Here is a 23895-nt window from a genome sequence, read left to right as displayed (position 1 = left end):
GGCACGCCCGAGGGCCCGCCGCGACGGATCGCGCGGGCCCTCGGGCGGTGCGGATGGATCAGGCGGGCAGGTCGGTCGGCGCGTCGCCCGCGTCGGCGCCGGCAGCGGCCGCGTCCTCGTCCGCGCCGAGCGAGTCGCCGCCGCTGGAGAGGCCGCCGTCGCCGGGCGCCTCGTCGTCGTCGACGTGCTGGATGCTCTCGCCGTCGGGCACCGTGCCGCCGACGCTCGCGTCGGAGTCGGCCTCGCCGGGCACGGCCTGCGAGACGCCGGGGGCGCCCTGGACAGTGGACAGGGGATCGATGTCGGAGTCGCTCATCACTCGACCGTACGCCGGAGCCCCGCGCGCGTCAGGGCGGGCGCGGTCAGACTGCGGGGGCGAGCGGCGCGTCGAGCTGGTCGACGCAGCGGGAGAACGCGTCGGCGAGCACCTCGAGCTCCCGGGCATCCGGGCGCGGATCCGGGAAGAGCGCCCGCGCCTCGCCGGCGTCCCGACCGGCGAACACCAGGGCGCGCTCGTGCAGGCGCTTGTCCCCGGCGGAGACGCACGCGTCGCCCATGTCGCCCAGGTGGTGATCGACCCGCGCCCCGAGGCCCGCCGCGCGGGCGTGCGCCACCCGCCAGAGGATCGGGGTGCGCGGGTTGTGCAGCGTCGTGCTCGCCGCGACGCGGTCGACGGCCGCGTCGAACTCCTCGACGGGGAGGATCGTCAGGTCAATCCGGGCCTGGGCGCGGATCAGCTGGCAGACCTCGACGGCGGTGGCGGGAGGCGAGCCCGGTGCGGCAGCGGGCGCATCGTCGTCGAGCGCCGCGACGTAGTCGAGCGCCGCGTCGAGCAGCGGGCCGCCGCCCTCGCGGCTGTCCTCGGCCGAGCGCCGCGCGAGCTCGAGCGCCGCGCGCTCGTCGCCGACGGCGACCAGCGTCTTGAGCAGGGAGATGCGGCTGCGCAGCCGCAGCATGAACATGGCGCCCCCGAGCACCGCCGGACTCGCGTCCCGGCCGCGCGCGAGGTCGACCCCCAGGATCTCGTCGCGATCCGGCTGCCGGCCGCTGGACAGCTCGTGGACCTCGCGCAGGAGCGCGATCGCGGCGCGCGGCTGACCGGCGTACCGCAGGAGGTCGGCGTGGTTGATGACGCATTCGACGCCGTACCGGATCGCGTCGGCGTCCGTGCGCAGGAGCCGGTCGGCCGCGGCGATCCCGCGGTCCAGCAGCGCGGACGCCCGCTCCGCCTCGCCCGCGCGGGCCAGCACCAGCGTGAGCGTGTTCAGCGCGAGGAACAGGTGGTCGGGCGTGGGATCGTCGACGCCGTCGACGTAGCGCCGGGCGTTGTCGACCAGCTCCGCGGTGCGCCACAGCTGAGGGGGCGTGTCGATGAGGGTCTCGTTGATCATGCGGTGGCAGGCCTCTTCCCGTGGGGCGCCGGCAGCCCGGCGCTCGTGTCGCGCCGTCGGGCGCCCCGCGTCCCGACGGCCGTGGGCGGGGTCGCTGGCCGGATCGGGACGGGAGGCCCACGCTAGGCCGCACGCGCCGCGGGGCGCCCGTCCCGTCCACACCCGCGGCACACGCACGAGCGCGCCGCCCGCGATGCGGACGGCGCGCTCGGAGACGGTGGTTCAGTCGATGCGCTTCAGGCTCTCGAGGCGGCCGAGCAGGTCGCGGTCCTGCGCGTCGAGGTCGCCCTCGGCGGCGACGACGCGGATGGCGGCCTCGAAGTCGAGGTCCTGGTCGTCGGCGACGCCCGCGACGTCGGCCACGACCCAGAGGAAGCTGACCAGCTCGGGGAGGATCTCGGACAGCACGGCGTCCGGGAAGATCGCCGCGGCCTGGCGGAACATGCGATCGGTGGCCGGGCCGCCGAACGCGTGGTCGAGGTCGGCGACGATGCCGTCGTCCTCGTCGAGGTCGGTGGAGATCCAGTTGGCGACGTGCTCGCCGTCGAGGTGGATCGCGGAGATGAAGAGGGGCTCGCCGCCCGACTCGCTCTCGACGATCTCGGTGATCGTGTAGCCGGCGACGCCGGGAGGCGTGAGAAGGGAGTCGTCATCCATGCGCTCATGCTATCCGGGGCGGGGCGTCCGGCGAGGCCGGAGTCCCGCGTCCACGGGCGGATCGGGCCAGGTCGCGCGGGTAGCCTCGTCGGATGACCTCCGCCGCCGATCCCGCGACCTCCGCGGCGGCGGCGACGGCGACCACCGACCGGGGTGTGCGCCACCTGTCCGCGGTCGAGGGACCCGCCGACTGGCGCGAGCGGGCCGCCCGCCACGTCGACCGCGCCGACGCCTTCTCCGCGGGGTTCCGGGCGCGCCGCCTCGCCGGCCGCACCCACGAGGTCGACGACTTCCTCTTCACCTACTACCCGCACAAGCCGTCGCTCCTCCGCCGCTGGCACCCGGGCGCGGGCGTCGTGCTCGCGGACGCGGCGGGCGACGAGCGCGCGGCCTGGCGCTGGTACGTCGCGGACGAAGGCCGCGCGGCCGGGGGCGTGCGGGTCGACGCGGCGGGGTACCTCGAGGCGCGCGGATCCACCGCGTCCTTCATCGAGCGGATCCTCGGCCGCACCGCCGCGCGCCCCGGCCGCTTCTCCTGCTTCGGCCTGCACGAGTGGGCGATGGTCTACAAGGTCGGGCCCGGCGAGCAGCGGCATGAGCGCCTGCCGCTCCGCCTCGGATCCGCCGCCACCGACGAGGTCGTCGAGACGCACAAGCTGGCCTGCACGCACATCGACGCGTTCCGCTTCTTCACGCCCGAGGCCGTGCCGCGGAACGCGCTCGCGCCGACCCGCGAGACCCAGCCGGACCTCGAGCAGCCCGGCTGCCTGCACGCCGGCATGGACGTCTACAAGTGGGCCACGAAGCTCGGCCCGCTCGTGCCCGGCGAGACGCTGCTCGACGCGTTCGAGCTCGCCCGCGACATCCGCTCGCTCGACATGCGCGCGAGCCCGTACGACGTCTCCGGCCTGGGTCTCGAGGCCGTGCGCATCGAGGAGCCCGCGGGCAAGGCGCGCTACGCGGCCGAGCAGCGCGGGTTCGCGGAGCGGTCGAACGATCTGAGGACGCGGATCCTCGACGAGCTCGCGCAGGCGCGTCGCGCCGCTGCCGCCGGGCTCTAGCGCCCGCGCATCCCCTCGGGATCGCGAAGCCGCTCGATCTCGCGCCGGTCGCGCTTCGTCGGGCGTCCCGCGCCGCGGTCGCGCACGATCGTCGCGGGCGCGGCGTCGCGCGGCGGCGGCGGGGGAGTGAGGTCGGTCATCGCCTCCGCGGCGATCGCGGGTCCGACGCGCTTCACGAGCGTGCGGCGCACCACGAGGATCCGCTCGGCACCCGCGACGCGCACGCGCACCTCGTCGCCGGGCCGCACCGACTGGGATGCCTTCGCCCGCTCGTCGGCCACCTTCACGTGCCCGGCCCGGCAGGCTGCCGTCGCCTGCGAGCGGGTCTTGTAGATCCGCACGGCCCAGAGCCAGCTGTCGACCCGGACCGCGGCCTGCGTGGCATCCGCGGCCCGCGCGGGAGGCGGGGCGGCGTCGGCGGGCATGCTCCGACCCTAGGCGACGGCTCCCCGGTACGCTGGCCCGAGCATGTCGATCTCCCGCCGCACCCTCCTCGCCGCGTCCGTGTCGGGGTTGTCGCTCCTCGGACTCGCGGCGTGCACGCGGACGACGCCGACGCCCGCGACCCCCACGGCCACCCCCTCCGCGACGCCGACCCCCACGCCCACCGCGGGTGCGGCCGGCCTCCCCGATCCCGTCGCCTTCGCGCGCTCCGACTGGGCGGGCGACCCGTTCGCACGCGGATCCGGCAGCTTCCTCCGACCCGGCGCCACGACCGCCGACCGCGAGGCGCTCGCCCGCCCCATCCAGGACCGCGTGTTCTTCGCCGGCGAGGCGACGAGCGCCGACCGCCCCGGCACGGTCGCGGGCGCGTACGCCTCGGGGCTCCGCGCGGCGGGCGAGGTGGATCGCGCGGGCGCCGGATCCGAGCGCGTCGCGGTCGTCGGCGCCGGCATCGCGGGAACGGCGGCGGCCCGGGCCCTCCGTGACGCCGGGCACGACGTCGTCCTCGTCGAGGCGCGCGCGGACCTGGGCGGTCGGATCCGCGCGGCCGGCGGCACCGGCTGGCCGCACCCCGCGGAGCTCGGCGCGCTCTGGATCGCCGCCGACGACGACGACCTGCTGCGGGACGCGATCGAGGCCGCCGGCATCACCCGCTACGGCCTCGCGCTCGTCGCGGAGGACCGCGGACCCGACGGCGCCGTGCTGGATCCGTCGAGCGCGGGATCCGACGCCCTCGCCGCCGCCCGCGCCTGGGCCCTCGCGCAGCCGGGCGCCGTGAGCCTCGCCGCGGCCCTGCGCGAGACCGGCGGCGACGCCCTCTCCACCGAGGGAGGCGCCGCGTCGCCCGCCGCCCGCCTCGCCGCGCTCCTCGCCACCGACGTCGCGATCGCCCACGGTGCGGCACCCGACGAGCTCTCGGGCGCCCGCGGCCTCGACGAGCCGGCGCCCGTCGGCAACGTCGCCGTCACGGGCGGGTTCGCGGGCCTCGTGCAGCACATGCTGCGCGACCAGGACATCGACGTGCTGCGGGAGTCCACCGTCTCGCGCATCGCCTACGGCAACGGCCGGGTGGGGCTGCGGCTCGGATCCGGCGAGTCGCTGTCGGTCGACCGCGTGGTCGTCACGGTGCCGCTCGGCGTGCTGCAGGAGGGCGCGATCGCCTTCGACCCGGCGCTGCCGTCGTCCCACGACATCGCCATCCGCGCCCTCGGCCCCGGCCGCGCGGACCGCATCTGGCTGCGCTTCGCCGAGCCGTTCTGGTCGACGACGGCCACGGTCTGGACCTCCTACGACGAGGACGGCCGCTTCACCCGCTGGTACAACCTCATGCCGATCTCGGGCGAGCCCGTCCTCATGGCCGAGGTGGGCGCGGAGGCGGCGGAGCGGATCGCGGCGATGGACGACGAGGCGCTGCGGTCGGCGGCGCTGCGCTCGCTCGCGCCGTTCGCGGATCCGGAGCTCCTCGCGACGGGGACGGCCACGCCGGATCCCGGCCCGAGCGCCGAGCCGACCCCCTAGGCCGTGGTGCCCGCCGGGCCGTCGCCGAGGGCGTCGCGTCGGCTCTCGCTGCGCGCCAGGCGACGCCGGGTCTCGGCCATCTCGTACGGCAGCAGCCAACGGACGAAGCTGCTGAGCACCTGCTGGGCTCCGTCGCGGTCGACGCCGAGGAGGTCGACGATGCGCGCCATCGCGTCCTCGTGGGACTCCGCCCGCGCAAGCGTCGCGCCCAGCGCCTCCAGGTCGGCGCCGGCGGCGAGCCGTGCCCGGTCGGCGGAGATCTGCGTCTCGACGGCGCTGCGTTCGGCGGCCGCTCCGAGAGCGGTGACAGCTCCCGGGACGTGTCGCGCGATCATCGCGGCCGTGACCCGCACCGGCAGCGGGTCGGCCGTGCGGATCCCCAGGGCGGGCATCGTCGCGCGTGCCTCGTGCTCGCCGGGCTCGAGGCCGCTCCACTCCGACGTGGCCACGTGGACGGGCACGCGCGTGCTGTCACCCGGATCCAGCGGCACGGCGCCGGGCGTCCCGCCGACGAACGCGAAGTCGATGCCCCGTGCGACGCCGCCGCGCGGCGTCAGGCCACCGACCGTGTGGAACGACGCGACGGGCACCCACCGTGCGTCGCCGACGTTGACCACGTCGACCACGAGGGCCTCCGGATCGGGGTCGTCCCGCACCACCGACGGCCAGCGCAGCTCGAGCGCCGGCCCTCGTGCCGCGTCGTCGGGTCGGGCAGCGGAGCGTCCGTCGTCGGTGACCATCCGTCCATGCTGTCACGCGACAGCGTGGCGCCAAGGGAGCCGCCTGATGCCGTGCTCCGTTCCTCAGCGGCGGACGGTCTCCCTGTCGCCCGCGGATCCCCGTGCCCGCCGGGGCGCTGGCGTCCCCGCGGTCTCCGCCACCGACTCGTCCTCGGCATCCGACGGCGCGGGCTGTCGGGGTGCCGTCCCGCCCGGCGCGTCGCCATGCGGCGTCCGCCGCAGGGTCCCGGCATCGGCCGGCCGCACGCGGCTCAGCGCCACGACGAACGCGGACACCCCCGCCAGCACGCCCGCCACCAGCGACAGCCACGCGGCGATCTCGAACGGGACCCCGACCTGCGCGGGATCCAGGAAGAAGTACGGGTACCAGCCGACGCGCGGACCGCGGACCTCCGTGAAGGCGCACCAGGCGACCGGGAAGGGCATCGCCCAGCCGACGGCCTTCCACGTGACGCGCGGGCGGCCCGGCGCGAGGGTCCAGTCGAGGAGCGCGTAGGCGGGGATCACGAAGTGCAGCAGGCGGCTCGACCACGGCACCTCGACGTAGTAGGCCTGCGAGCTGGACTCCAGCACGATGAGGCCGAAGACCACGCCGGACACCACGACGTAGCTCAGCACGACGGCGCGCACCGCGGCCATGAGCGGCGGCTCGGCGCGGCCGCGGAGGGCCTGCAGCCCGGAGGCGGCGAGCACGACGACGCCGGCCATCCCGCTCTGCGTCGTGAAGTAGCTGAACCAGTTCTCGGCCGCGAAGGTCGTGAAGCCCTGCACGTAGTCGAAGTCGCCGACGAGCGCGACGACCACGACGATCGCGGCGACCAGGCGCACGCCACCGAGGATCCTCTGCACGTGACTCCGATCACGGCCGGCTCCTGGCATGCCGGCCGCGTCCAGTCTACGAACGAGGTCTCACGATCGGCTCCGTGCCCTCGCGCGTCGCGGGCGGGAGCGGCAGGATGACGCCCATGAGCCCTTCATCGCGATCCACCAGCCAGCAGGTGCAGTTCGGATCCTTCGGCGGCGTCGACGTCCTCGAGGTCGTCGACATCCCGCGTCCCTCGCCCGGCCCCGGTGAGGTGCTCGTCGAGGTCTTCGCGGCGGGCATCAACCACATCGAGGCGTACATCCGCCAGGGCCGCTTCCCTGACGAGGTGCCGACCGCCTTCCCCAACGGGCAGGGCAGCGACTTCGCCGGATGCATCGCGGCGGTCGGCGAGGGCGTCACGCGCTTCAAGAAGGGGCAGGACGTCCTCGGTCACACCGTCATGGCCGCGCACGCGACGCACGTGGTCGTGCCAGCGGGCAACGTCGTCCTGAAGCCCGCGCAGCTCCCGTGGGAGGTGGCGGGCGGGCTGTTCCTCGCCGGGCTCGTCGCGCACGACGTGCTGCACGCGGTCACGGTCGGCGAGGGCGACACGCTCGTCGTCACCGCGGCGGCCGGCGGAGTCGGCAGCATCGAGGCGCAGCTCGCCATGCGGCGCGGCGCCCGCGTCATCGGCACGTGCGGCGAGCGGAACTTCGACTACCTGCGCCAGATCGGGGTCACCCCGGTCGTCTACGGCGACGGCCTGGCCGACCGGATCCGCGCGGCGGCGCCGAACGGCGTGCAGGGCTTCGTCGACAACTTCGGCGGCGGCGAGCACGTGGCCGAGGAGCTGGGCGTGGCGGGCAAGCGCTTCAGCTCGAGCGACGACCGCCGGGAGCTCGAGCTCGAGGCCGTCCTTCCTCCCGTGGAGGAGGACGACGTGCACCGCTCGCGCACGCTCGCGACCGTCGCGGACCTCGCGGCCAAGCGCGAGGTCGACGTCCTCGTCTCGGGCTTCTACCCGCTGGCGGAGGTGCAGGACGCGTTCGACGACCTGGAGCGCCGGCACGCGCGCGGCAAGATCGTGCTCGGCATGCGGCCCGTCCACTACCCGGGCGACCGGCGCAGCACGGCGAAGGCGCGCGACGTGGCGGACGGGCGGGCCTGACGCGGAACGGGTGACCCCGGCCGGGTGACGCCCATCGGGTGACGCCCGCCGGGGTCAGCGCGCGACGACCTCGGCGGGCTCCGGCTCGGCCGGCGCCTCGATGTGCGCCTCGCGCCAGCGCAGCAGGTCGCGCACCGCGGGCGACTCGTCGCACTCGAGCATCGCGACGGCGGCCTGCGGCGTCGCGTCGTTGACGGCGAGCCAGGAGCGCACGCGCTCGGAGGTGTCGCCCACCAGCATCGTGAGCACGGCCGCTGGCGCCTGCGGGTTGCGCGCCAGGCACGCGCGGACGCCCTCGTCGGCGTCACGCGCGAGCGCCTGCTGCACGTCGAGCGGCGCGTGCAGGCTGCTCGCCACGCTCTCGCGCACCTTGGGGTCGCGGTGCTCGGCGAGCAGGCGGAGCCGGCGGATCTTGCTGGGCGTGACCTCGGGCGCGGGATGCAGCGCGGCGGCCTGCTCCGCGGTGAGGACGGCGGGCGCGGTCCGGTGCAGGGCCTCGAGCTGCGCGGCGGTGGTGAACCTGATGCACGACATGCCCCGACGCTATCGAAGGTGCCCGTGAGATGGTGGATCCATGACCGCCGACCGCCCGCCCGAGCTCCCGCGCGGGGCGCATCGCGACAGCGGCGACGCGTGGGTCGAGAGCCCCGAGGGCCAGCGGTTCTGGGGCGCGTTCGGCGCCGCGGGGCTGCTCGTGCACGACCCGGATCGCGGCGTCCTGCTCCAGCACCGGGTCGCATGGAGCCACCACGGCGGCACGTGGGGCCTGCCCGGCGGCGCACGTCACGCGGGCGAGTCCGCCGTGGACGGCGCCGCGCGCGAGGCCGCCGAGGAGGCGGGGGTGCCGCCCGCGGGGATCCGCCCCGTGCTGGCGACCGTGCTCGACCTCGGCTTCTGGAGCTACACGACCGTGACGGCCCGCACCATCCGCCCGTTCGAGCCGCGCGTCGCGGACGCCGAGAGCATCGAGCTGCGCTGGGTGCCCGTCGACGAGGTCGACGGGCTCGAGCTGCACCCGGGCTTCGGCCGCGCCTGGCCGATGCTGCGCGACGAGCTCGCGCGCGAGGTCACGCTGGTCGTCGACACAGCCAACCTGCTCGGCTCCCGGCCGGACGGCTGGTGGCGCGACCGCGCCGGATCCACCACCCGCCTCCTCGCCGGGCTCGACGAGCTCGCGCGCGACGGCCTGCCCGCCGCGGAGCTCGACCTGCCGGGCGCCGTGCGCTGGCCCGACGTCGTGGCGGTCGTGGAGGGGGACGCGCGCGTCGCGTCGCTCCCGGCGGCGCCCGCCGCGGCTCCCGCGTCGCCCACGCTCCGCGCGCCCGGCGTCGCCGTGGTCGCCGCGCCGGCCGACGGCGACGGCGAGATCGTGCGCGTCGTCGGCGCGGCGCGCGACGCCGGGCGCGAGGTCGTGGTGGTCACGGCCGACCGCGGTCTCGTCGCCCGGGTCGAGGCGCTCGGCGCACGCGTCGTCGGGCCCGGTCGGGTCCGCGCGCTGCTCGACGCGCGCGCGGACCTCGACGCGGGCTAGGCCGCCGGCGCGCGCGTCGGCAGCGCGGCGGACGTCGCCTCGACGATCCCCGCGCGCCAGAGCGCGTGCAGGGCCCGTGCGGTCTCCCGGTCGCGGGCCGCGAGCACGCCGCCCGACGCCGGGAACAGCGTGTCCTCGCCGTCCGCGTCGAGCACGACGCCGCCGGCCTCGCGCACGATGAGCGTCGCCGCGAGGTGGTCCACCGGCCCGAACGCGCCGATCACCGCGCCCGCGCCGTGGCCGAGCGCGATGCCGGCGACCGTGAGCGTCCCCGACCCCATGATCCGCATGGTGCAGTAGCGCGCGGCGAGCGCGTCGAGCAGCGGCAGCATCCCCGGCCACGGCGCGTGACCCGCGAGCTCGGTGCTCACCATGCGGCCGCGGAGGGGATCCGCGTCGGGCACGTGGACGCCGCCCGGCGTCGCCCGCAGGTCGAGGCGCGCGCCGGCGGACCAGGCGCCCTCGCCCGCGGCGGCCTCGACGACCGTGCCGCGCCAGGGATCCGCCACGACGCCCACGACGGGCTCGCCGTCGACCACGAGGGCGAGCGAGAAGCTCGTCCACGGCACGCCGTTCGCGAGGTTCGCGGTGCCGTCGACGGGGTCGAGGTACCAGCACGGGCGGCCGGGCACGGCCTCGCCGCCGTACTCCTCGCCGACGAGCACGTGGTGCGGGAACTGCGCGCCCACGACCGCGCGCACGTCGCGCTCGACGGCCCGGTCGATCTCCGTCACGTGATCCGCGGGGTTCGCCTTCGTCGTCACGGCCCCGACCTCGTGCGAGCGGACGTGGTGCACCGCGCGCGCCGCGAGGTCGCGCGCCGCGGCACGGGCGCGGGTCCGCTCCGCGGCGGGCGCGGTCGCGCGGGCGTCCGCGGCGGCGGGATCGGCCTCCCGGCGCGCGAGCACGTCGAGGAGCGTGGCCAGCTCGTTCGTGGTGATCGCGTCGACGCCGATCGACGCCAGCCACTCCATCTGGGCGGGCTCGTCCACGGTCCAGCACGTGACGCCCGCGCCGAGCGCGTGCACGGCGTCCACGAGCGCGCGGCCGACGACGAGGTGCGGCATGTTGACGACGGCGGGCCGGAGCTCCGCGAGGTCGTCCGCGGTGGGTGGCTGGGGGTCGGCCCACGGCAGCCAGATGGCGGCCGCCGGGTCGAGCTCGCGGATCACGCGCATGCCGTCGAGGTGCCCGCACCAGGCGACCCGCGGCGTGCGCGGGGCGGCCCGGACGACCGCGTGCGCGGCGGCGGCGGGATCCCCGGACGCCATGTCGATCACGAGCTCGACGTCCGTGCCCGCCAGGAGCTCGAGCGCCTCGGCGAGGAGCGGGATGCGGAGATCCCCGCCGCCGAGCGCGCGCACGTCGGCGAGGTCGAGGTCCGCGATCCGCGCGTCGACGCCCCACAGGCGCTCGAGCGTGTCGTCGTGGACGAGGACGACCTGGCCGTCGCGCGTGACGTGCACGTCGACCTCGACCGTCCGCGCGCCGGCCTCGGCCGCCGAGCGGATGGCCTCCAGCGTGTTCTCGCGGTGCCGGGAGGAGTCGCCGCGGTGGGCGGTCGCGGCCGTCATCGGGCGTCGCCCGCCGTGGCGCCGTCCGGCACCAGGATCCCGTCGCGGTAGTGCCGCACCTCGCGGAGCGTCACGGTGCCGGCCTCGCCGACCGCGGGCGCGGATCCGGTCACGAGCGCGCGCACCTCCACGCCGCCCGCGTCGAGCACGAGCTCCTGGAAGTGGCCGTGCGGCAGCACCCGGCGGACGACCACGGAGGTCGCGTCTGCCTCGGGCGTGGTCCCGCGCGGTGCGTAGGACACGTCCTCGGGGCGGACGGCCCAGACGTCGGCGTCAGCCGAGGTCGGCACGAACGCCGCGGGCGGGCCGGCCGTGAGGGTCTCGGGCGTCGTGCCCTGCAGGCGCGGCGCCGGCAGCAGGTTCATGCTGCCGATGAACGACGCGACGACGAGGGTCCGGGGCCGGGCGTAGAGCTCCGTGGGGGCCGACACCTGCTCGATGCGGCCCTGGTGCATCACGGCGACGCGGTCGGAGATGGCGAGCGCCTCGTCCTGGTCGTGCGTGACCATGACGGTCGTGATCCCCAGCCGCTGCTGGATGTCGCGGATCTCCTCGCGCACCTTCACGCGCAGCTTGGCGTCGAGGTTCGACAGCGGCTCGTCGAGGAGCAGCAGGTCGGGCTCCTGCACGATCGCGCGGGCGAGCGCCGCGCGCTGCTGCTCGCCGCCGGAGATCTGCGTGGGGCGCGAGTGGGCGTGGTGCCCGAGGTTCACGGTCTCGAGCGCGGCCATGACCCGACGGGTGATCTCGTCCTTGGACAGCTTCTTCAGCGTGAGCGGGAAGGCGACGTTCTTGAACACGGTGAGGTGCGGCCAGAGCGCGTAGTTCTGGAACACCATCGCGCTCGGCCGCTTGTCGGGGCCCGCTGCGGTGACGTCGCGGCCGCCGATGACCACGGATCCGCGGTCGGGCTCGAGGAACCCGGCGATCATGCGGAGCGTGGTGGTCTTGCCGCAGCCGGACGGGCCGAGCAGGGCGACGAGCTCGCCGCGCGCGACGTCGAGGTGGAGGTCGTCGACGATGGTGCGGCCGCCGAGGTCCTTGGAGAGCCCGGCGACGACGAGGCCGGACGGCGCGGCCGTCCCGGTGCCGTCGTCGTGCGCGCGCGGCGGGGCGGCGGTGGGGGAGGTGGGGGCGGATGCGGTCATGACCGGCCTAACGGATCTGGAAGCCCTCGGCCAGACGCCCGCCCATGATGTGGCGGCGGGCGAGCAGGAGGAGGGCGACGGAGGGGACGGAGAGGAGGATCGCGAACACGGCGGCGACCTGCTTCGGGTGGTTGAGGACGAGCGAGTACATCTCGGTCGGCATCGTCATGTAGACGGGCGCGCCCACGAGGTAGGTGCCCTGCGCCTCGTCGAACGCGGCGAGGAACGACATGAGCACGGCCACGAGGATCCCGGGCAGCGCGAGCGGCAGGGTCACGTGCAGGAAGGTCCGCACGCGTCCGGCGCCCGCGTCGCGCGCTGCCTCCTCGAGGGAGCGCGGCACGGCGCTGAACGCGGCGGCCGGGATCCAGGTCATGAACACGACCGTGCCGATCAGCTGCACGATGACGATGCCCGTGACCGTGTTCATCAGGTGCAGCCCGTAGAACAGCGACGCCATCGACACGAAGAGCCCCATCTTGGGGAACGCGTTGGTGGCGAAGAGGCCCACCAGCAGGATCCGCCGGCCGGGGAACTGGAACCGGGAGAACGCGTACGCGGCCGGCAGGCAGACGAGCGCCGAGACGAGCACCGTGATGGGCGCGAAGTACAGCGAGTTGCGGACGGCCGCCGCGAGCTCGGCGTCCTCGAACACCACGCGCCACCAGTCGAGCGTGAGGCCGGCGGGCACCAGGCTCGGGTAGTCCCAGCTCGTCGCGAACGCGTGCGCCGCGAGCCAGAGCAGCGGGCCGAGGATGAACACCGCGACGACCGCGAACAGCGCGGCCTGGATCCAGCCACGGGCGGAGAGGAGAGCGCGCATCAGACCCGGCCCTCCTTCTTCGCGGAGCGGAAGTTGGCCCGCACGTAGAGGAACGCGATGCCGGACGCGAGCACGAACACCACGACGGCCATCACGATCGACTGCTGCGGGTGGTTGAAGCCCGTGAAGTACTTCGAGATGTCGACGCCGAGCATGCTGGGCGCGTTGGGGCCGGTGAAGTACGGCACCGTGAAGGAGCCGAGCACGCCGATCGCCGTGAAGGTCGTCGCGATGACGAGCGGGATCGCGGCGAGCGGCACGAGCACGCGCGTGACGATGGCCCAGGTCGAGGCGCCCGCGTCGCGCGCGGCCTCGATCATGGCGTCGGGGATGCCCTGCACGCCGGAGGTCGCCATGAGCGTGGCGAACGGGAGGCTCGTCCACACGGATCCGATGACCACCGCCACCGTCGTGTAGCCCCAGGTCGGCCCCTCGAGGCCGACGAGCGCGAAGACCGTGCGGACGAAGCCGTCGCCCGAGTAGAAGGTGAGGATCGCCCACGACGCGATGACTACGGGGATGAACAGCGGGACGATCGCGAGCCCCGCGAACACCGACGCCAGGCGGCCACCGCGGAGGCGCAGGTTGAGCGCGATCGCGAGCGACAGGGCGATCACGATCGCGGTGGAGATCACCGTCACGAGCACCGTGACGCCGAGGTCGCGCAGGAACCGCGGGTCGGTGAACACGTCGACGTAGGCGTCGAGCGTGCCCCACCAGCTCGTGGCGGTGCGCGTGCCGAGGCCGATCGTGGCGATGGTGCTGTTGAGCCCGCCCGTGTGGCCGAGGCTGAAGCCGATCGCGAGGACGACGGGGATCCCGACGAAGAACGCGAGCAGGAGCGCGGGCGGGAGGGCGAGAGCCAGGCCGACGCCGGCGCGGCGGGTCTCCGGGGAGACCCGCCGCGCGCTGGCGGCCCGGGCGGCGGGATCCGCCGTCCGGACGGTCGTCACTGGCCGGGGACCTTCTGGTCCCAGAGGTTCGACATGTCCGACGCCATCTGGCTGTAGTAGCCGGGGCGGAGCGTCGACGGGTCAGCCGAGGCGAACTGGTCCTTGAGGTCGGCGGGCACCTGGTCGAGCGAGATCACGGGGTAGCCCGCGATGGTGCTCGCGATGATGGCCTGGCCCTCGGCGGAGAGCACGTAGTCGGCGAGCTTCTGCGCGACGTCCGCGTGCTCGGCCGTCTTGGGGATGCCGAGGTAGGAGGCGTGGCCGGTGAAGGCCGGGTCGGAGATCTGCGCGTACTTCACGGTCGCCGGCAGCGTGCCGGACTTCTGCGCCGTGATGACCTGGTCGCTCCAGACGGGGGCCATCTCGATGGCGCCCGTGCCGAGCAGGTCGAGCACCTGGTTGTTGCCGTTGGGGTAGACGCCGCCCTGGTACATGGCCGAGTTGAGGCCCTTGAGCTCGTCGAAGCCCGCGTCCCACGCGCTCTCGAGCGACTGGTCGTACCCGGTCGTCATCTTCTCGCGCGTGGCGTCGTCGACGTGGGTGTCGAGGACGGTCGTGACGAACGCCTGGCCGGATCCGCCGGTGGAGGGGGAGTTGTAGGCGAACTGGCCGGGGTTGGCGCGGATCCAGGAGAGCAGGTCGGAGAGCGTCTTCGGCGGGTCGGTCACCTTGGTGGAGTCGTAGGCGAGCAGCACGGACGAGGCGCGGTAGGGGATCCCGAAGCCGCCGCCGGACTGCACGGTCGCGTCGGGCACGGTCGCGAGGTTCGGGATGGTGTCGGCCGAGACGGGCGCGAGGAGCCCGCCGGTGCCGGCCGCCGCGGTGAAGCCCGCGTCGATGAGGTCGTAGCCGGGGTCGGATCCGCCCTGCACCGAGCTCGTGAGCGTAGCCATGGTCTGGGCGTCGTGCTCGCCGTGGAGGTCGAGTGTCGTGGTGACGGAGGCGCCGGGGTTCGCCTTCTCGAACGCGGGGATGATCCCGTCGTCCCAGAGGGCCTGGACGTTGGTGTCGCCGGAGATGAATACGCGGGCGGTGCCCGATGCGTCGGTGACGGCGTGGTTCTGGGCCTGGGCCTGCGTGCTCGTGGTGGGAGCGCAGCCCGCGAGCGCGACCGCGGCGGACGCGGCGGCGGCGAGGGCGAGGAGGGAACGGCGGGGGATCACGGGTCGGGTGTCCTTCTGCTGGGGGAGGGATGCGGATCGCATCGTTTCGATGGTGCGGTCCTCCGGTGGCCCGGACGTGAACGGGACGTTGCGATCCAGGTCCCCGAGGGCGAACGGGCGTGCCGGGGAGCCTGCCGTGAATAGGGTGGGCGGCATGAGGAGGAACTCGCCCCGCGCCTCCGTGACCCTCGCCGACGTGGCCGCTCTCGCAGGCGTCTCCACCTCCACGGCGTCGCTCGCGTACCGCAGCACCGGCTCGATCACGCCCGCCACGCGCGCCCGGATCCTGCGCGCCGCCGCCAGCATCGGCTACGCGGGCCCGGATCCCACGGCCAGGTCCCTGAAGAGCGGCCGCTCCGGCATCGTCGGCGTCGTCGTCGCGGGCAGCATCCGCCGCGCCTTCCAGAACCCGGTCGCGCTCGCGACCATGGCCGGCCTCAGCGAGGCGCTCGACGACCTCGACGTGGGCCAGCTGCTCCTGCCGGGACGGCGTGAGCCGCGCGAGGGATCCGCGCCGCTGCTCGAGGGCATGCCCGTCGACGCCGTGGTCTTCCTCACCCGCGGCGAGGAGGTGGACGCGCTCCTGCCCGGGCTGCGCGCGCGCCGGATCCCCATGGTCGGCGTCGAGGGGCCGCACGGGGAGGGCGTGGCCGTGGTCGACATCGACGACGCCCGCGGCATGGGCGAGCTCGCGCGCCACGTGCGCGCCCTCGGCCACCGCCACGTCGCCGTGCTCATGCGCACCACGCGGATCGAGGAGGACGGCCCGCCCGGCCCCGTGATCCCCGTGGGTCGCGACCTCGAGGACATCGTCAACCGCACGATCCGGGAGCGGCTCCGCGCGGCGTGGAGCGTCTTCCCCGACGCCGTCCGCGTCGAGGCGGGCGGGCGCGACCTGGAGGCGGGGGAGCGCGCCGCGGGCGTGCTGCTCGACCTGCCGTCGCGGCCGACGGCGATCCTCGCCCAGAACGACATGCTCGCCGCGAGCGCGATCCGCGCCGCCGCCGCGCGCGGGCTGCGCGTGCCGGAGGACCTCACCGTCACGGGCTTCGACGGCGCGCACCTGCCGTGGCTCGAGCGCCAGCTCACCACCGTGGAGCAGCCGCTGCACGACCGCGGGGTGCGCGCCGGGCGCATGGTCGGCGAGCTGCTCGCTGGCCGGGCGCCGGCGAGCGTCGTGCTGCCGGTGCGCGTGCGGATGGGCGACACGGCGGCGGCACCCGCCTGACGCGCGGCGCCTCGCGCCCGGACGCTAGCGTCCAGCGGGGTCCGTCACGAAGTCGATGAGCTGCTCCACCCGGCCGAGGAGCGCGGGCTCGAGGTCCTGGTACGAGCGCACCTGGCCGAGGATCCGCTGCCACGCCCGCGCGATGTCCGCCTGCTCGTCGTGCGGCCAGCCGAGCGCGGCGCAGATGCCGTGCTTCCACTCCACGTTCCGCGGGATGACCGGCCACTCGCGGAGCCCGAGACGCCCGGGCTTCACCGACTGCCAGACGTCGACGTAGGGGTGGCCGACCACGAGCGCGTGCGCCCGGTGCGGCCCGCGGGCGACGGCCTCGGCGATGCGGCTCTCCTTGGATCCGGGCACGAGGTGGTCGACGAGCACGCCGACGCGGCGGCCCGCGCCCGGTCGGAAGCGGTCGAGCTCCTCGTCGAGGTGGTCGACGCCCTCGAGGTACTCGACGACGACGCCCTCGATCCGGAGGTCCTCGCCCCACACCTTCTCCACGAGCTCGGCGTCGTGCCGGCCCTCCACGAAGATCCGGCTGGGCAGGGCCACGCGGGCCTTGGCGTCGGCGACCGCGAGCGAGCCGGACGCGGTGCGAGCGGGTCCGGCGGGCGCGGCACGCGGGACGCGCAGCGCGACGGGCTCGCCCTCGAGCAGGAAGGATCCGCCGAGCGGGAACGTGCGCTGCTTCCGGCGGAAGTCCTCGAGCACGACCATCCCGGACTCGACGCGCACGATCGCGCCGCAGAACCCGGTCGACAGCTCCTCGACCACGAGGTCGCGCGTCGCGTCCTGCGGCCGCGGGGCCTTCTTCGCGGGGCCGCGCCAGCCGGGGGCGAGCACGTCCTGTCCGTAGCGGTCGTCTGCGGAGGGGGGCGGGGTCATCCTCCGAGGCTCTCACGGGACGCGTCGCGCACCCGGTCGACGAGCCGACGCCACGCGCCGTCGACCGCGGCCTCGCCGAGTCGCGCCTCGCGGTCGCCCGCGCGCACGAGGTAGACGAAGCGGTCGGCGCCGGGGGTCAGCACGGCGGGCTCGTCCCACGGGCAGGCGTCGACGAGCGCGCTCCAGTCGGCCGCCCCGTCCTGGCCGTCGTCCACGCGCACCGACCAGGTGCGGGTCATGCCCGCCACCCCGCCCGTGCGCGACACGGCGATCTCCACCTAGACCTCGATCCCGACGCCCTCCCACGCCGCCTGGACCGCGGCGACCTCGGACGCGCCCTCACCGTACCGCGCCGCCGCCGCGTCGATCGTGGCGCGGGCGAACGCCGCGAAGTCGGCGTCGGCGCGCACCGCGCCGGACTCGATCACGTCGTACCAGACGCGGCCCGCGCCCTCCCAGGCCTTGCCGCCGATCGCCGTGGCCGCCAGGAAGAAGGCGCGGTTGGGTATCCCGGAGTTGATGTGGACGCCGCCGTTGTCCTCCTGGGTCTCCACGTAGTCGTCCATGTGGCCGGGCTGCGGGTCCTTCCCCAGCACGTCGTCGTCGTACGCGGTCCCGGGCGCGCGCATCGAGCGGAGCGCCAGGCCCGTCGACCGCTCGAGGAACAGCTCCGCGCCGACGAGCCAGGTGGCCTCGTGGGCCCTCTGCCCGAGCGAGTGCTGCTCCACGAGCACGCCGAACACGTCGGAGATCGACTCGTTGAGCGCACCCGACTGGCCCTGGTAGACGAGGCCGAGCGTGAGCTCCGTGACCCCGTGCGCCAGCTCGTGCCCGATGACCGTGAGCGACCGCGTGAACGGCGCGAACACCTCGCCGTCCCCGTCGCCGAACACCATGCGCGTGCCGTCCCAGAACGCGTTGTCGTACTCCTCGCCGTAGTGCACGGTCGCGAGCAGCGGCAGGCCGCGGTCGTCGAGCGACTCCCTGCCGTACACCTCGGAGAAGAGGGAGTACGTCGCGCCGAGCCCCGCGTAGGCCTCGTCGACCTGGGCGTCGCCCGTGTCGGGCGCGCCCTCGACGCGCACCGTGCGGCCCGGCAGCTCCTCGCGGTTCCCGGCGTCGGAGATGGTGCGGTGGATCCCCGACGGGTCACGCTCCGCGAGCGCCGACGCGTCCGGCGCTGCGCCCGGACCGCGGCGGTCGTGGATGAGCGGTCCCTGGTCGCGGAGGGCGCGGCGGGCGGCCTGGCGGGCGGCGGCCATGCGGTCGGGGTCGGCCTCGGCGAGGCGGGTCAGCAGGTACGGCGGGAGGATGGTGCGTCTCATGACCCGAGACTCGCACGGGGCGGCGACATCGTCATGGGTCGCGGCGGATCCGGCGCCGGGCTCGCGCGACGGCGCCGCGTGCCGTACGGTGCGTCAGCTCGTCCAGCGGTACCCGAGCTCGGGCCGGCCGGGGGTGCCGTAGCGCGGCACCCGCTCCACCTGGCCGACGTCGGCGAGGTACTCGAGGTAGCGCCGTGCCGTCACGCGCGACACGTCGAGCGCGCCCGAGACCTCCGCCGCCGAGACGCCGTCCGCGCCGCGCGTCGCCGCGCCGTCGCCCCGCGCGATCCCGCGCACGAGGTCGAGGGTCTCCGCCGACATGCCCTTTGGCAGGCGGGCGTCGGAGGCGGGAGAGCGCAGCGCCGCGAGCGCCCGGTCCACCTGCAGCTGGGTGGTGCTCCCGCTGCCCGCCCCGAGCCCCTCGCGGTAGCTGACATAGGCCGCCATCTTCTCCGCGAACGCCGCGAACGTGAACGGCTTGATGAGGTACTGCACGATGCCGGCGGTCACCGAGCTGCGCACGACGGCCTGGTCGCGCACGGCGGTCACGGCCACGACATCGGTCGCGCGCCCGGCCGCCCGCAGCCGGCGGCACACCTCGAGGCCGTGCATGTCGGGCAGCGTCATGTCGAGCAGCACGAGGTCGATCCCGTCGGGCCCGGCCTCCGCGACGAGCCGCAGCGCCTCGCCGCCCGTGTGCGCGACGCCCGTCACCTCGAACCCGTCGAGCCGGCCGACGTAGAGGGCGTGGGCCTCGGCGGTCAGCGCGTCGTCGTCGACGACCAGCACGCGGATCACGCGCGCACCCCGCCGTCGCGGGCGTCGGCGCCGTCGGGCACGCCGGCCGGGTCCTCTCCGGGGGCGTCGGCGGGATCCGCGGGCAGCACGACTCGAACGCGCGCCCCGCCCAGCCGCACGTCCGCGTCGCCCACCTCGACCCGTCCGCCGAGCCGTGCGGCCGAGCGGGCCACGAGCGCGAGGCCCACGCCGCGCGGCCCGGCGTCGCCCGCCTTGGTCGTGACGCCGAACTCCAGCACGCGCGGCCGCACCGCGGGATCCACGCCCGGCCCGTCGTCCGCCACCTCGACGACGAGCTCGCCTGCATCTGTGCGCGACAGCGAGAGCTCGACGCGGCCGCGGTCGTCCCCGCGCGCCGTGGCGACCGACGGATCCGCCGCCGCGTCGATCGCGTTGTCGACGAGGTTCCCCACGATCGTCACGAGCTCGGTCGCGGGCACGCCCGGGTCGCCCGTGCCGTCGGCCACGCGGACGGAGAGCGCCACCCCGCGCTCGGCCGCCTGCGCGGTCTTGCCGCGCACGAGCGCCCGGACGACGGGATCCGCGTCCGCCGCCAGCCCGCCCTCCGACGCCCTCCGGTCCGTCTCGAGCTCCGCGGCCGCGAGCGCGAGCGCCTCGCGCGGCCGCTCCAGCTCGATGAGCGACACGATCGTGTGCAGCCGGTTCGCGAACTCGTGCGTCTGCGCGCGCATGGCGTCCGAGAGAGTGCGCAGGGTCGCGAGCTCGCCCGACAGGCGCTGGATCTCCGTCCGGTCCCGCAGGGTCGTCACCGTCCCCAGCCGCGCGGCGCTTCCGGTGCGGCCGGTGGGCAGCGCCGGCCGCTGCGTGACCACGAGGACGCGCCCGCTCGGCAGGTGCACGACCTCGTCGGCCGTCGTCCCCGCGACGAGCAGCCGCTCGATCGCGGGAGGCAGCCCCAGCTCGCGGATCTCGACGGGACCGGTGGCGGGATCCAGCTCGAGGTCGAGCAGCTCGGCCGCCTGGTCGTTGTGGAGCACGAGCCGCCGGTCGCGGTCGACGAGCACGATGCCCTCGCCGACCGAGTGCTGCACCGACTCGTAGTACGCGAGCATGCGCGCCATCTCCTCGGGCCCGAGCCCCCACGTCGTCCGTTCCAGGGACCTGCTGAGGAGCACGGCCCCCGCCGCGAGGAGCAGCGCGAGCGCCCCGACCGTGCCGACGAGCCCGGGGAGGCGCGCGCCGAGCACCTCGGTGACGCGGTCGACGGTCACGCCCGCCGCGACCAGCCCGACGATGCCGCCGTCCGCGTCGCGCACGGGGACGACCGCGCGCACGCTCGGCCCGAGCGTCCCGGTGAAGGTCTCGGTCATCGACCGCCCGGCGAGCGCGGGGCCCGTGGTGCCGAGGTACCTGCGGCCGATCTCGTCCGGGTCCGGGTGGGTCACGCGCACGGTGTCGCGGTCCATGATCGTGACGAAGTCGACCCCGGTGTCGCGCATCACGTCGAGCGAGTAGTCGAGGAGGGCCGCCGTGGGATCCGCGGACGCGAGCCCCTCCGCCACGCGCGGCGAGTCGGCCACGGTGGTCGCGACGGCCAGGCTCCGGTCGGCGGCGGCCTGCTCGGCGCGCTGCCGGGAGTCCGCCCACAGCGCCGCGGTGGCGACGACCGCGACGAGGAGCAGGACCGCGAGCTGCACGACCAGGAGGCGTGCGGCGATCCCGCGGGGGAGGCCCACTCGGAGGCCAGAGAGCGGGTGGCGGAGCCGGTCGGCGAACGCGCGTCCGGCCATGCTGCCCCCTCGCGTCCGCGGCCGGCACCCGGCAGGAACATTATGAACACAACGCCGGGGCGCCCCCGCGCGTGGGCCATCCTGTCGACGACCGCCTTTCGCACCCGTGCGCTGGCGCCGCTCACGAGACAAGGACGTCCCATGACCAACCCCATCGCCGCGCTCCGACGCCTGGACCGCCAGCACTACCTCTACATCGCCGTCATCGTCGCGGTGCTGCTCGGCATCACGGTCGGGCTCGTCGCCCCCGAGACGGGCGTGGCCCTCAAGCCCATCGGCGACGCGTTCGTCGCCCTCATCAAGATGATGATCGCGCCCATCATCTTCTGCACCATCGTGCTCGGCGTCGGCTCGGTCGCGAAGGCCGCCACGGTCGGTCGGGTCGGCGGGCTCGCGCTCCTCTACTTCATCGTCATGTCGACGTTCGCGCTGGCGATCGGCCTCGTGGTCGGCAACCTCATCCACCCGGGCGAGGGCCTCGACCTCAGCGGCCTGCGCGCGCCGGAGGGCTCGACGGAGGCGGCGGGCGAGACGGACTTCCTCCTCTCGATCATCCCCACCTCGCTGCTGTCGTCGCTCACCTCCGGCAGCATCCTGCAGACCCTGTTCGTGGCGCTCCTCGTCGGCTTCGCCCTGCAGCAGCTCGGGAAGCGCGGCGAGCCCGTGCTCGAGGGGATCCGCAACATCCAGATCCTCGTGTTCCGCATCCTCAGCATGGTGATGTGGGTTGCCCCGCTCGGCGCGTTCGGCGCGATCGCGGCGGTGGTCGGCGCCACCGGGTTCCAGGCGGTCATCAGCCTCGCGACGCTCATGATCGGCTTCTACATCACGTGCGCGCTGTTCGTCGTCGTGATCCTGGGCTCGCTCCTCTGGTTCGTCACCCGCGTCAGCATCTTCAAGCTCATGAAGTACCTCGGCCGCGAGTACCTCCTCATCGTGTCCACGTCCTCCTCCGAGGTCGCGCTGCCGCGCCTCATCGCGAAGATGGAGCACGTCGGCGTCTCCAAGCCCGTCGTCGGCATCACGGTCCCCACCGGCTACTCGTTCAACCTCGACGGCACGGCGATCTACCTCACGATGGCGTCGCTCTTCATCGCCAGCGCGCTGGGCAGCCCGCTGGCCCTCGGCGAGCAGGTGTCGCTCCTCGTCTTCATGATCATCGCGTCGAAGGGCGCGGCGGGCGTCACGGGCGCCGGCCTCGCGACCCTCGCGGGCGGCCTGCAGTCGCACCGCCCCGACCTCGTGGACGGCGTGGGCCTCATCGTCGGCATCGACCGCTTCATGTCGGAGGCGCGCGCGCTCACCAACTTCACCGGCAACGCGGTCGCCACGCTCCTCATCGGCACCTGGACCCGCGGCATCGACGCCGACCGCGTCGCCCTCGTCCTCGGCGGCGGCGACCCGTTCGACGAGAAGACCATGGGCACCGAGCACGGGGACGAGCTCACGGCCCCGGCCGAGGCTCTCGAGGCCGACGTCACGCGGGCGGGCGAGCTCGGCGACGAGCCGCGCGGCACCGCCCGCTGACCCGGACCGGGGCCACGCCCGGGTGCCGCCCACCGTGGTCCCGGCCGTGTCCGATCCGTTACGCTGTCAGGTCACAGGAGGTACGACCATGGATGGACGCGAAGAGGGTCACGGCGCCACGCGCGTGCCCGAGCAGTACACGAGCACGGACACCACGGCCACCTTCCGCGATGAGCTCGGAGCGGCCCTCGCGGGCCTCGACGGCGCCGTCTCGGCCGAGGAGAAGGACGCCGTCACGGCGCTCCCCTCGGGATCCGCCCTCCTCGTGGTCCGCCGCGGCCCCAACCAGGGCGCGCGCTTCCTCCTCGACGCCGACGTGACCGTGGCCGGCCGCCACCCCGACGCCGACATCTTCCTCGACGACGTCACCGTGTCGCGCCGCCATGCGGAGTTCGTCCGGCAGGGCACGTCGTTCCAGGTCAAGGACCTCGGCTCGCTCAACGGCACCTACTTCGACGGCGTGCGGATCGACACCGCGCTCCTCCAGGACGGGGCGGAGGTGCAGGTCGGCAAGTTCCGCCTCACGTTCTACGCGTCGCGCACCGACCTCGTCGGCCGGACGAACGAGTAGTGCCGGCGTCCGCCGCCCGGTCGACGCCAGCCCGCACCCCCGGTCTCCTCAGCATCGGGCAGGTGCTGGCGCGCCTCACGCCGGAGTTCCCCGACCTCACCAACAGCAAGCTCCGCTTCCTCGAGGAGCAGGGGCTCGTGCAGCCGTCCCGCACGGAGTCCGGCTACCGCAAGTTCAGCCCCGCCGACGTCGAGCGCCTGCGCACCGTCCTCGGGATGCAGCGCGACCACTACCTCCCGCTCAAGGTCATCCGCTCCTACCTGCACGACCTCGACGCCGGGCTCTCGCCCGCCCTCCCTGGCGGCGCCCCCGTCCCGACCGCATCCATGCTCGACCAGGAGCGCCGCTACAGCCGGGCGGAGCTCGTGCGCGAGTCCGGCGCCACCGCCCCGCTCCTCGGCGACGCCATCACGGCCGGCGTGCTCATGCCCGCGGAGGTGTACGGCGAGGAGGCGGTGCAGGTGATGCGCGCTCTCGTCGAGCTGCAGCGCACCGGCATCGAGCCGCGTCACCTCCGCGGCTTCCGTCAGGCAGCCGAGCGCGAGCTGAGCCTCATCGAGTCGGCCCTGGTGCCCGTCTCCCGCCGCCGCGACGCGTCGAGCCGGGCGCATGCCGCGGAGCTCGCGCGCGAGATCGCCACGCAGCTCGAGGTCGTGCGAGGGAGCCTCATCCGGTCCGCCCTCGGCCGACTCTCGTCCTGAGGTCGCGCTCGCGCCGAGGTCCGCCCTCGGCCGCTCGTCGTCCTGAGGTCGCGCTCGCGCCGAGGTCCGCCCTCGGCCGCCTCACGTCCTGATCGGGCTCGCGCGGACGGACGCGGCCGGTAGGCTGACGTGT

At 75.0% G+C, this 23895-nt stretch carries 25 protein-coding genes; 8 read left to right on the top strand and 17 right to left on the bottom strand.

The window, feature by feature from the left end:
* Positions 1–58: 58 nt before the first annotated feature.
* From NL142_RS10025 to NL142_RS10015, 3 genes are all read right to left on the bottom strand, one after another.
* Positions 59–316, bottom strand: coding sequence for a hypothetical protein (locus tag NL142_RS10025; RefSeq protein WP_194682355.1), 258 nt, complete (start codon positions 314–316; stop codon positions 59–61).
* A gap of 46 nt (positions 317–362) precedes the next feature.
* Complete coding sequence (locus NL142_RS10020) at positions 363–1391, bottom strand: hypothetical protein (RefSeq protein ID WP_435079182.1); 1029 nt, start codon at positions 1389–1391, stop codon at positions 363–365.
* A gap of 222 nt (positions 1392–1613) precedes the next feature.
* Positions 1614–2048 (bottom strand): hypothetical protein, encoded by a 435-nt coding sequence (locus NL142_RS10015; protein WP_012038592.1) that lies wholly within the window; start codon positions 2046–2048, stop codon positions 1614–1616.
* A gap of 92 nt (positions 2049–2140) precedes the next feature.
* On the opposite strand from NL142_RS10015, the gene NL142_RS10010 reads away from it, so the two are divergent.
* Positions 2141–3109: a 3-methyladenine DNA glycosylase gene (locus tag NL142_RS10010; protein ID WP_435079180.1), complete on the top strand. Its 969-nt coding sequence runs from the start codon at positions 2141–2143 to the stop codon at positions 3107–3109.
* On the opposite strand, the gene NL142_RS10005 is transcribed toward NL142_RS10010, so the two are convergent.
* On the bottom strand, positions 3106–3534 hold the full coding sequence (locus NL142_RS10005) for an RNA-binding S4 domain-containing protein (protein WP_435079178.1): 429 nt from the start codon (positions 3532–3534) through the stop codon (positions 3106–3108). The two genes, NL142_RS10010 and NL142_RS10005, sit on opposite strands and share 4 nt — an antisense overlap.
* A 43-nt stretch (positions 3535–3577) precedes the next feature.
* Between NL142_RS10005 and NL142_RS10000 the strand changes: the two genes are divergently transcribed.
* Positions 3578–5071 (top strand): flavin monoamine oxidase family protein, encoded by a 1494-nt coding sequence (locus NL142_RS10000; RefSeq protein WP_435079176.1) that lies wholly within the window; start codon positions 3578–3580, stop codon positions 5069–5071.
* Here the strand turns inward: NL142_RS10000 and NL142_RS09995 are convergent.
* Entirely contained in the window at positions 5068–5811 is a 744-nt protein-coding gene (locus tag NL142_RS09995) for a hypothetical protein (protein WP_435079174.1), read from the bottom strand. The genes NL142_RS10000 and NL142_RS09995 overlap by 4 nt on opposite strands.
* A 63-nt stretch (positions 5812–5874) precedes the next feature.
* Positions 5875–6660: a Pr6Pr family membrane protein gene (locus tag NL142_RS09990; RefSeq protein ID WP_308726653.1), complete on the bottom strand. Its 786-nt coding sequence runs from the start codon at positions 6658–6660 to the stop codon at positions 5875–5877.
* Between the two features lie 116 nt (positions 6661–6776).
* Here NL142_RS09990 and NL142_RS09985 point away from each other — a divergent pair, with 116 nt between their 5' ends.
* Positions 6777–7784 carry an NADP-dependent oxidoreductase gene (locus NL142_RS09985; RefSeq protein WP_435079172.1) on the top strand — a complete coding sequence of 336 codons (1008 nt, stop codon included), beginning with the start codon at positions 6777–6779 and terminating at the stop codon, positions 7782–7784.
* 54 nt (positions 7785–7838) lie between these two features.
* On the opposite strand, the gene NL142_RS09980 is transcribed toward NL142_RS09985, so the two are convergent.
* Positions 7839–8318 carry a hypothetical protein gene (locus NL142_RS09980; protein ID WP_194682361.1) on the bottom strand — a complete coding sequence of 160 codons (480 nt, stop codon included), beginning with the start codon at positions 8316–8318 and terminating at the stop codon, positions 7839–7841.
* Positions 8319–8358: 40 nt separating this feature from the next.
* Between NL142_RS09980 and NL142_RS09975 the strand changes: the two genes are divergently transcribed.
* The gene (locus tag NL142_RS09975; RefSeq protein ID WP_435079170.1) at positions 8359–9315 is read left to right on the top strand and encodes an NUDIX domain-containing protein; all 957 of its coding nucleotides are present in this window, start codon (positions 8359–8361) and stop codon (positions 9313–9315) included.
* On the opposite strand, the gene NL142_RS09970 is transcribed toward NL142_RS09975, so the two are convergent.
* From NL142_RS09970 to NL142_RS09950, 5 genes are read right to left on the bottom strand one after another with little or no spacing between them, the layout of a single operon-like run.
* Positions 9312–10889: an inositol monophosphatase family protein gene (locus NL142_RS09970; protein ID WP_435079168.1), complete on the bottom strand. Its 1578-nt coding sequence runs from the start codon at positions 10887–10889 to the stop codon at positions 9312–9314. The genes NL142_RS09975 and NL142_RS09970 overlap by 4 nt on opposite strands.
* Complete coding sequence (locus NL142_RS09965; protein WP_435079166.1) at positions 10886–12037, bottom strand: ABC transporter ATP-binding protein; 1152 nt, start codon at positions 12035–12037, stop codon at positions 10886–10888. The genes NL142_RS09970 and NL142_RS09965 overlap by 4 nt, the downstream gene beginning before the upstream one ends.
* Before the next feature lie 7 nt (positions 12038–12044).
* Positions 12045–12860, bottom strand: coding sequence for an ABC transporter permease (locus tag NL142_RS09960; RefSeq protein WP_012038581.1), 816 nt, complete (start codon positions 12858–12860; stop codon positions 12045–12047).
* On the bottom strand, positions 12860–13813 hold the full coding sequence (locus tag NL142_RS09955; RefSeq protein ID WP_435079164.1) for an ABC transporter permease: 954 nt from the start codon (positions 13811–13813) through the stop codon (positions 12860–12862). The genes NL142_RS09960 and NL142_RS09955 overlap by 1 nt, the downstream gene beginning before the upstream one ends.
* Positions 13810–15018 carry an extracellular solute-binding protein gene (locus NL142_RS09950; RefSeq protein ID WP_435079162.1) on the bottom strand — a complete coding sequence of 403 codons (1209 nt, stop codon included), beginning with the start codon at positions 15016–15018 and terminating at the stop codon, positions 13810–13812. Before NL142_RS09950 ends, NL142_RS09955 begins: the two co-directional genes overlap by 4 nt.
* Positions 15019–15130: 112 nt before the next feature.
* Between NL142_RS09950 and NL142_RS09945 the strand changes: the two genes are divergently transcribed.
* Entirely contained in the window at positions 15131–16204 is a 1074-nt protein-coding gene (locus NL142_RS09945) for a substrate-binding domain-containing protein (protein WP_435079160.1), read from the top strand.
* Between the two features lie 24 nt (positions 16205–16228).
* On the opposite strand, the gene NL142_RS09940 is transcribed toward NL142_RS09945, so the two are convergent.
* The 5 genes from NL142_RS09940 to NL142_RS09920 form a co-directional block, all read right to left on the bottom strand.
* Complete coding sequence (locus NL142_RS09940; RefSeq protein WP_435079158.1) at positions 16229–17089, bottom strand: DUF3097 domain-containing protein; 861 nt, start codon at positions 17087–17089, stop codon at positions 16229–16231.
* Positions 17086–17367: a protealysin inhibitor emfourin gene (locus NL142_RS09935; RefSeq protein ID WP_435079156.1), complete on the bottom strand. Its 282-nt coding sequence runs from the start codon at positions 17365–17367 to the stop codon at positions 17086–17088. The genes NL142_RS09940 and NL142_RS09935 overlap by 4 nt, the downstream gene beginning before the upstream one ends.
* On the bottom strand, positions 17368–18414 hold the full coding sequence (locus NL142_RS09930) for a M4 family metallopeptidase (protein WP_435079154.1): 1047 nt from the start codon (positions 18412–18414) through the stop codon (positions 17368–17370).
* A 93-nt stretch (positions 18415–18507) separates the two neighbouring features.
* Positions 18508–19212 (bottom strand): response regulator, encoded by a 705-nt coding sequence (locus tag NL142_RS09925; RefSeq protein ID WP_435079152.1) that lies wholly within the window; start codon positions 19210–19212, stop codon positions 18508–18510.
* Entirely contained in the window at positions 19209–20963 is a 1755-nt protein-coding gene (locus NL142_RS09920; protein WP_435079150.1) for a sensor histidine kinase, read from the bottom strand. The genes NL142_RS09925 and NL142_RS09920 overlap by 4 nt, the downstream gene beginning before the upstream one ends.
* A 141-nt stretch (positions 20964–21104) precedes the next feature.
* On the opposite strand from NL142_RS09920, the gene NL142_RS09915 reads away from it, so the two are divergent.
* From NL142_RS09915 to ftsR, 3 genes are all read left to right on the top strand, one after another.
* The gene (locus NL142_RS09915) at positions 21105–22490 is read left to right on the top strand and encodes a cation:dicarboxylate symporter family transporter (protein ID WP_435079148.1); all 1386 of its coding nucleotides are present in this window, start codon (positions 21105–21107) and stop codon (positions 22488–22490) included.
* An 88-nt stretch (positions 22491–22578) separates the two neighbouring features.
* Entirely contained in the window at positions 22579–23061 is a 483-nt protein-coding gene (locus tag NL142_RS09910) for an FHA domain-containing protein (protein WP_012038571.1), read from the top strand.
* On the top strand, positions 23061–23762 hold the full coding sequence (gene ftsR / locus NL142_RS09905; RefSeq protein WP_194682371.1) for a transcriptional regulator FtsR: 702 nt from the start codon (positions 23061–23063) through the stop codon (positions 23760–23762). Before NL142_RS09910 ends, ftsR begins: the two co-directional genes overlap by 1 nt.
* Positions 23763–23895: the final 133 nt, after the last annotated feature.

The organism is Clavibacter quasicaliforniensis, from assembly GCF_051201715.1.
Taxonomy (GTDB): Bacteria; Actinomycetota; Actinomycetes; order Actinomycetales; family Microbacteriaceae; genus Clavibacter; species Clavibacter seminis.
This window is presented reverse-complemented; position numbering and strand designations above follow the sequence as displayed.

Coding starts and splice junctions, on each gene's coding strand:
- NL142_RS09910 (WP_012038571.1), top strand. CDS start 22,579: ATGGATGGACGCGAAGAGGGTCACGGCGCCACGCGCGTGCCCGAGCAG.
- NL142_RS09930 (WP_435079154.1), bottom strand. CDS start 18,414: ATGAGACGCACCATCCTCCCGCCGTACCTGCTGACCCGCCTCGCCGAG.
- NL142_RS09975 (WP_435079170.1), top strand. CDS start 8,359: ATGACCGCCGACCGCCCGCCCGAGCTCCCGCGCGGGGCGCATCGCGAC.
- NL142_RS10015 (WP_012038592.1), bottom strand. CDS start 2,048: ATGGATGACGACTCCCTTCTCACGCCTCCCGGCGTCGCCGGCTACACG.
- NL142_RS10000 (WP_435079176.1), top strand. CDS start 3,578: ATGTCGATCTCCCGCCGCACCCTCCTCGCCGCGTCCGTGTCGGGGTTG.
- NL142_RS10025 (WP_194682355.1), bottom strand. CDS start 316: ATGAGCGACTCCGACATCGATCCCCTGTCCACTGTCCAGGGCGCCCCC.
- NL142_RS10010 (WP_435079180.1), top strand. CDS start 2,141: ATGACCTCCGCCGCCGATCCCGCGACCTCCGCGGCGGCGGCGACGGCG.
- NL142_RS09950 (WP_435079162.1), bottom strand. CDS start 15,018: ATGCGATCCGCATCCCTCCCCCAGCAGAAGGACACCCGACCCGTGATC.
- NL142_RS09945 (WP_435079160.1), top strand. CDS start 15,131: ATGAGGAGGAACTCGCCCCGCGCCTCCGTGACCCTCGCCGACGTGGCC.
- NL142_RS09960 (WP_012038581.1), bottom strand. CDS start 12,860: ATGCGCGCTCTCCTCTCCGCCCGTGGCTGGATCCAGGCCGCGCTGTTC.
- NL142_RS09980 (WP_194682361.1), bottom strand. CDS start 8,318: ATGTCGTGCATCAGGTTCACCACCGCCGCGCAGCTCGAGGCCCTGCAC.
- NL142_RS09940 (WP_435079158.1), bottom strand. CDS start 17,089: ATGACCCCGCCCCCCTCCGCAGACGACCGCTACGGACAGGACGTGCTC.
- NL142_RS10020 (WP_435079182.1), bottom strand. CDS start 1,391: ATGATCAACGAGACCCTCATCGACACGCCCCCTCAGCTGTGGCGCACC.
- NL142_RS09985 (WP_435079172.1), top strand. CDS start 6,777: ATGAGCCCTTCATCGCGATCCACCAGCCAGCAGGTGCAGTTCGGATCC.
- NL142_RS09920 (WP_435079150.1), bottom strand. CDS start 20,963: ATGGCCGGACGCGCGTTCGCCGACCGGCTCCGCCACCCGCTCTCTGGC.
- NL142_RS09970 (WP_435079168.1), bottom strand. CDS start 10,889: ATGACGGCCGCGACCGCCCACCGCGGCGACTCCTCCCGGCACCGCGAG.
- NL142_RS09965 (WP_435079166.1), bottom strand. CDS start 12,037: ATGACCGCATCCGCCCCCACCTCCCCCACCGCCGCCCCGCCGCGCGCG.
- NL142_RS09915 (WP_435079148.1), top strand. CDS start 21,105: ATGACCAACCCCATCGCCGCGCTCCGACGCCTGGACCGCCAGCACTAC.
- NL142_RS10005 (WP_435079178.1), bottom strand. CDS start 3,534: ATGCCCGCCGACGCCGCCCCGCCTCCCGCGCGGGCCGCGGATGCCACG.
- NL142_RS09995 (WP_435079174.1), bottom strand. CDS start 5,811: ATGGTCACCGACGACGGACGCTCCGCTGCCCGACCCGACGACGCGGCA.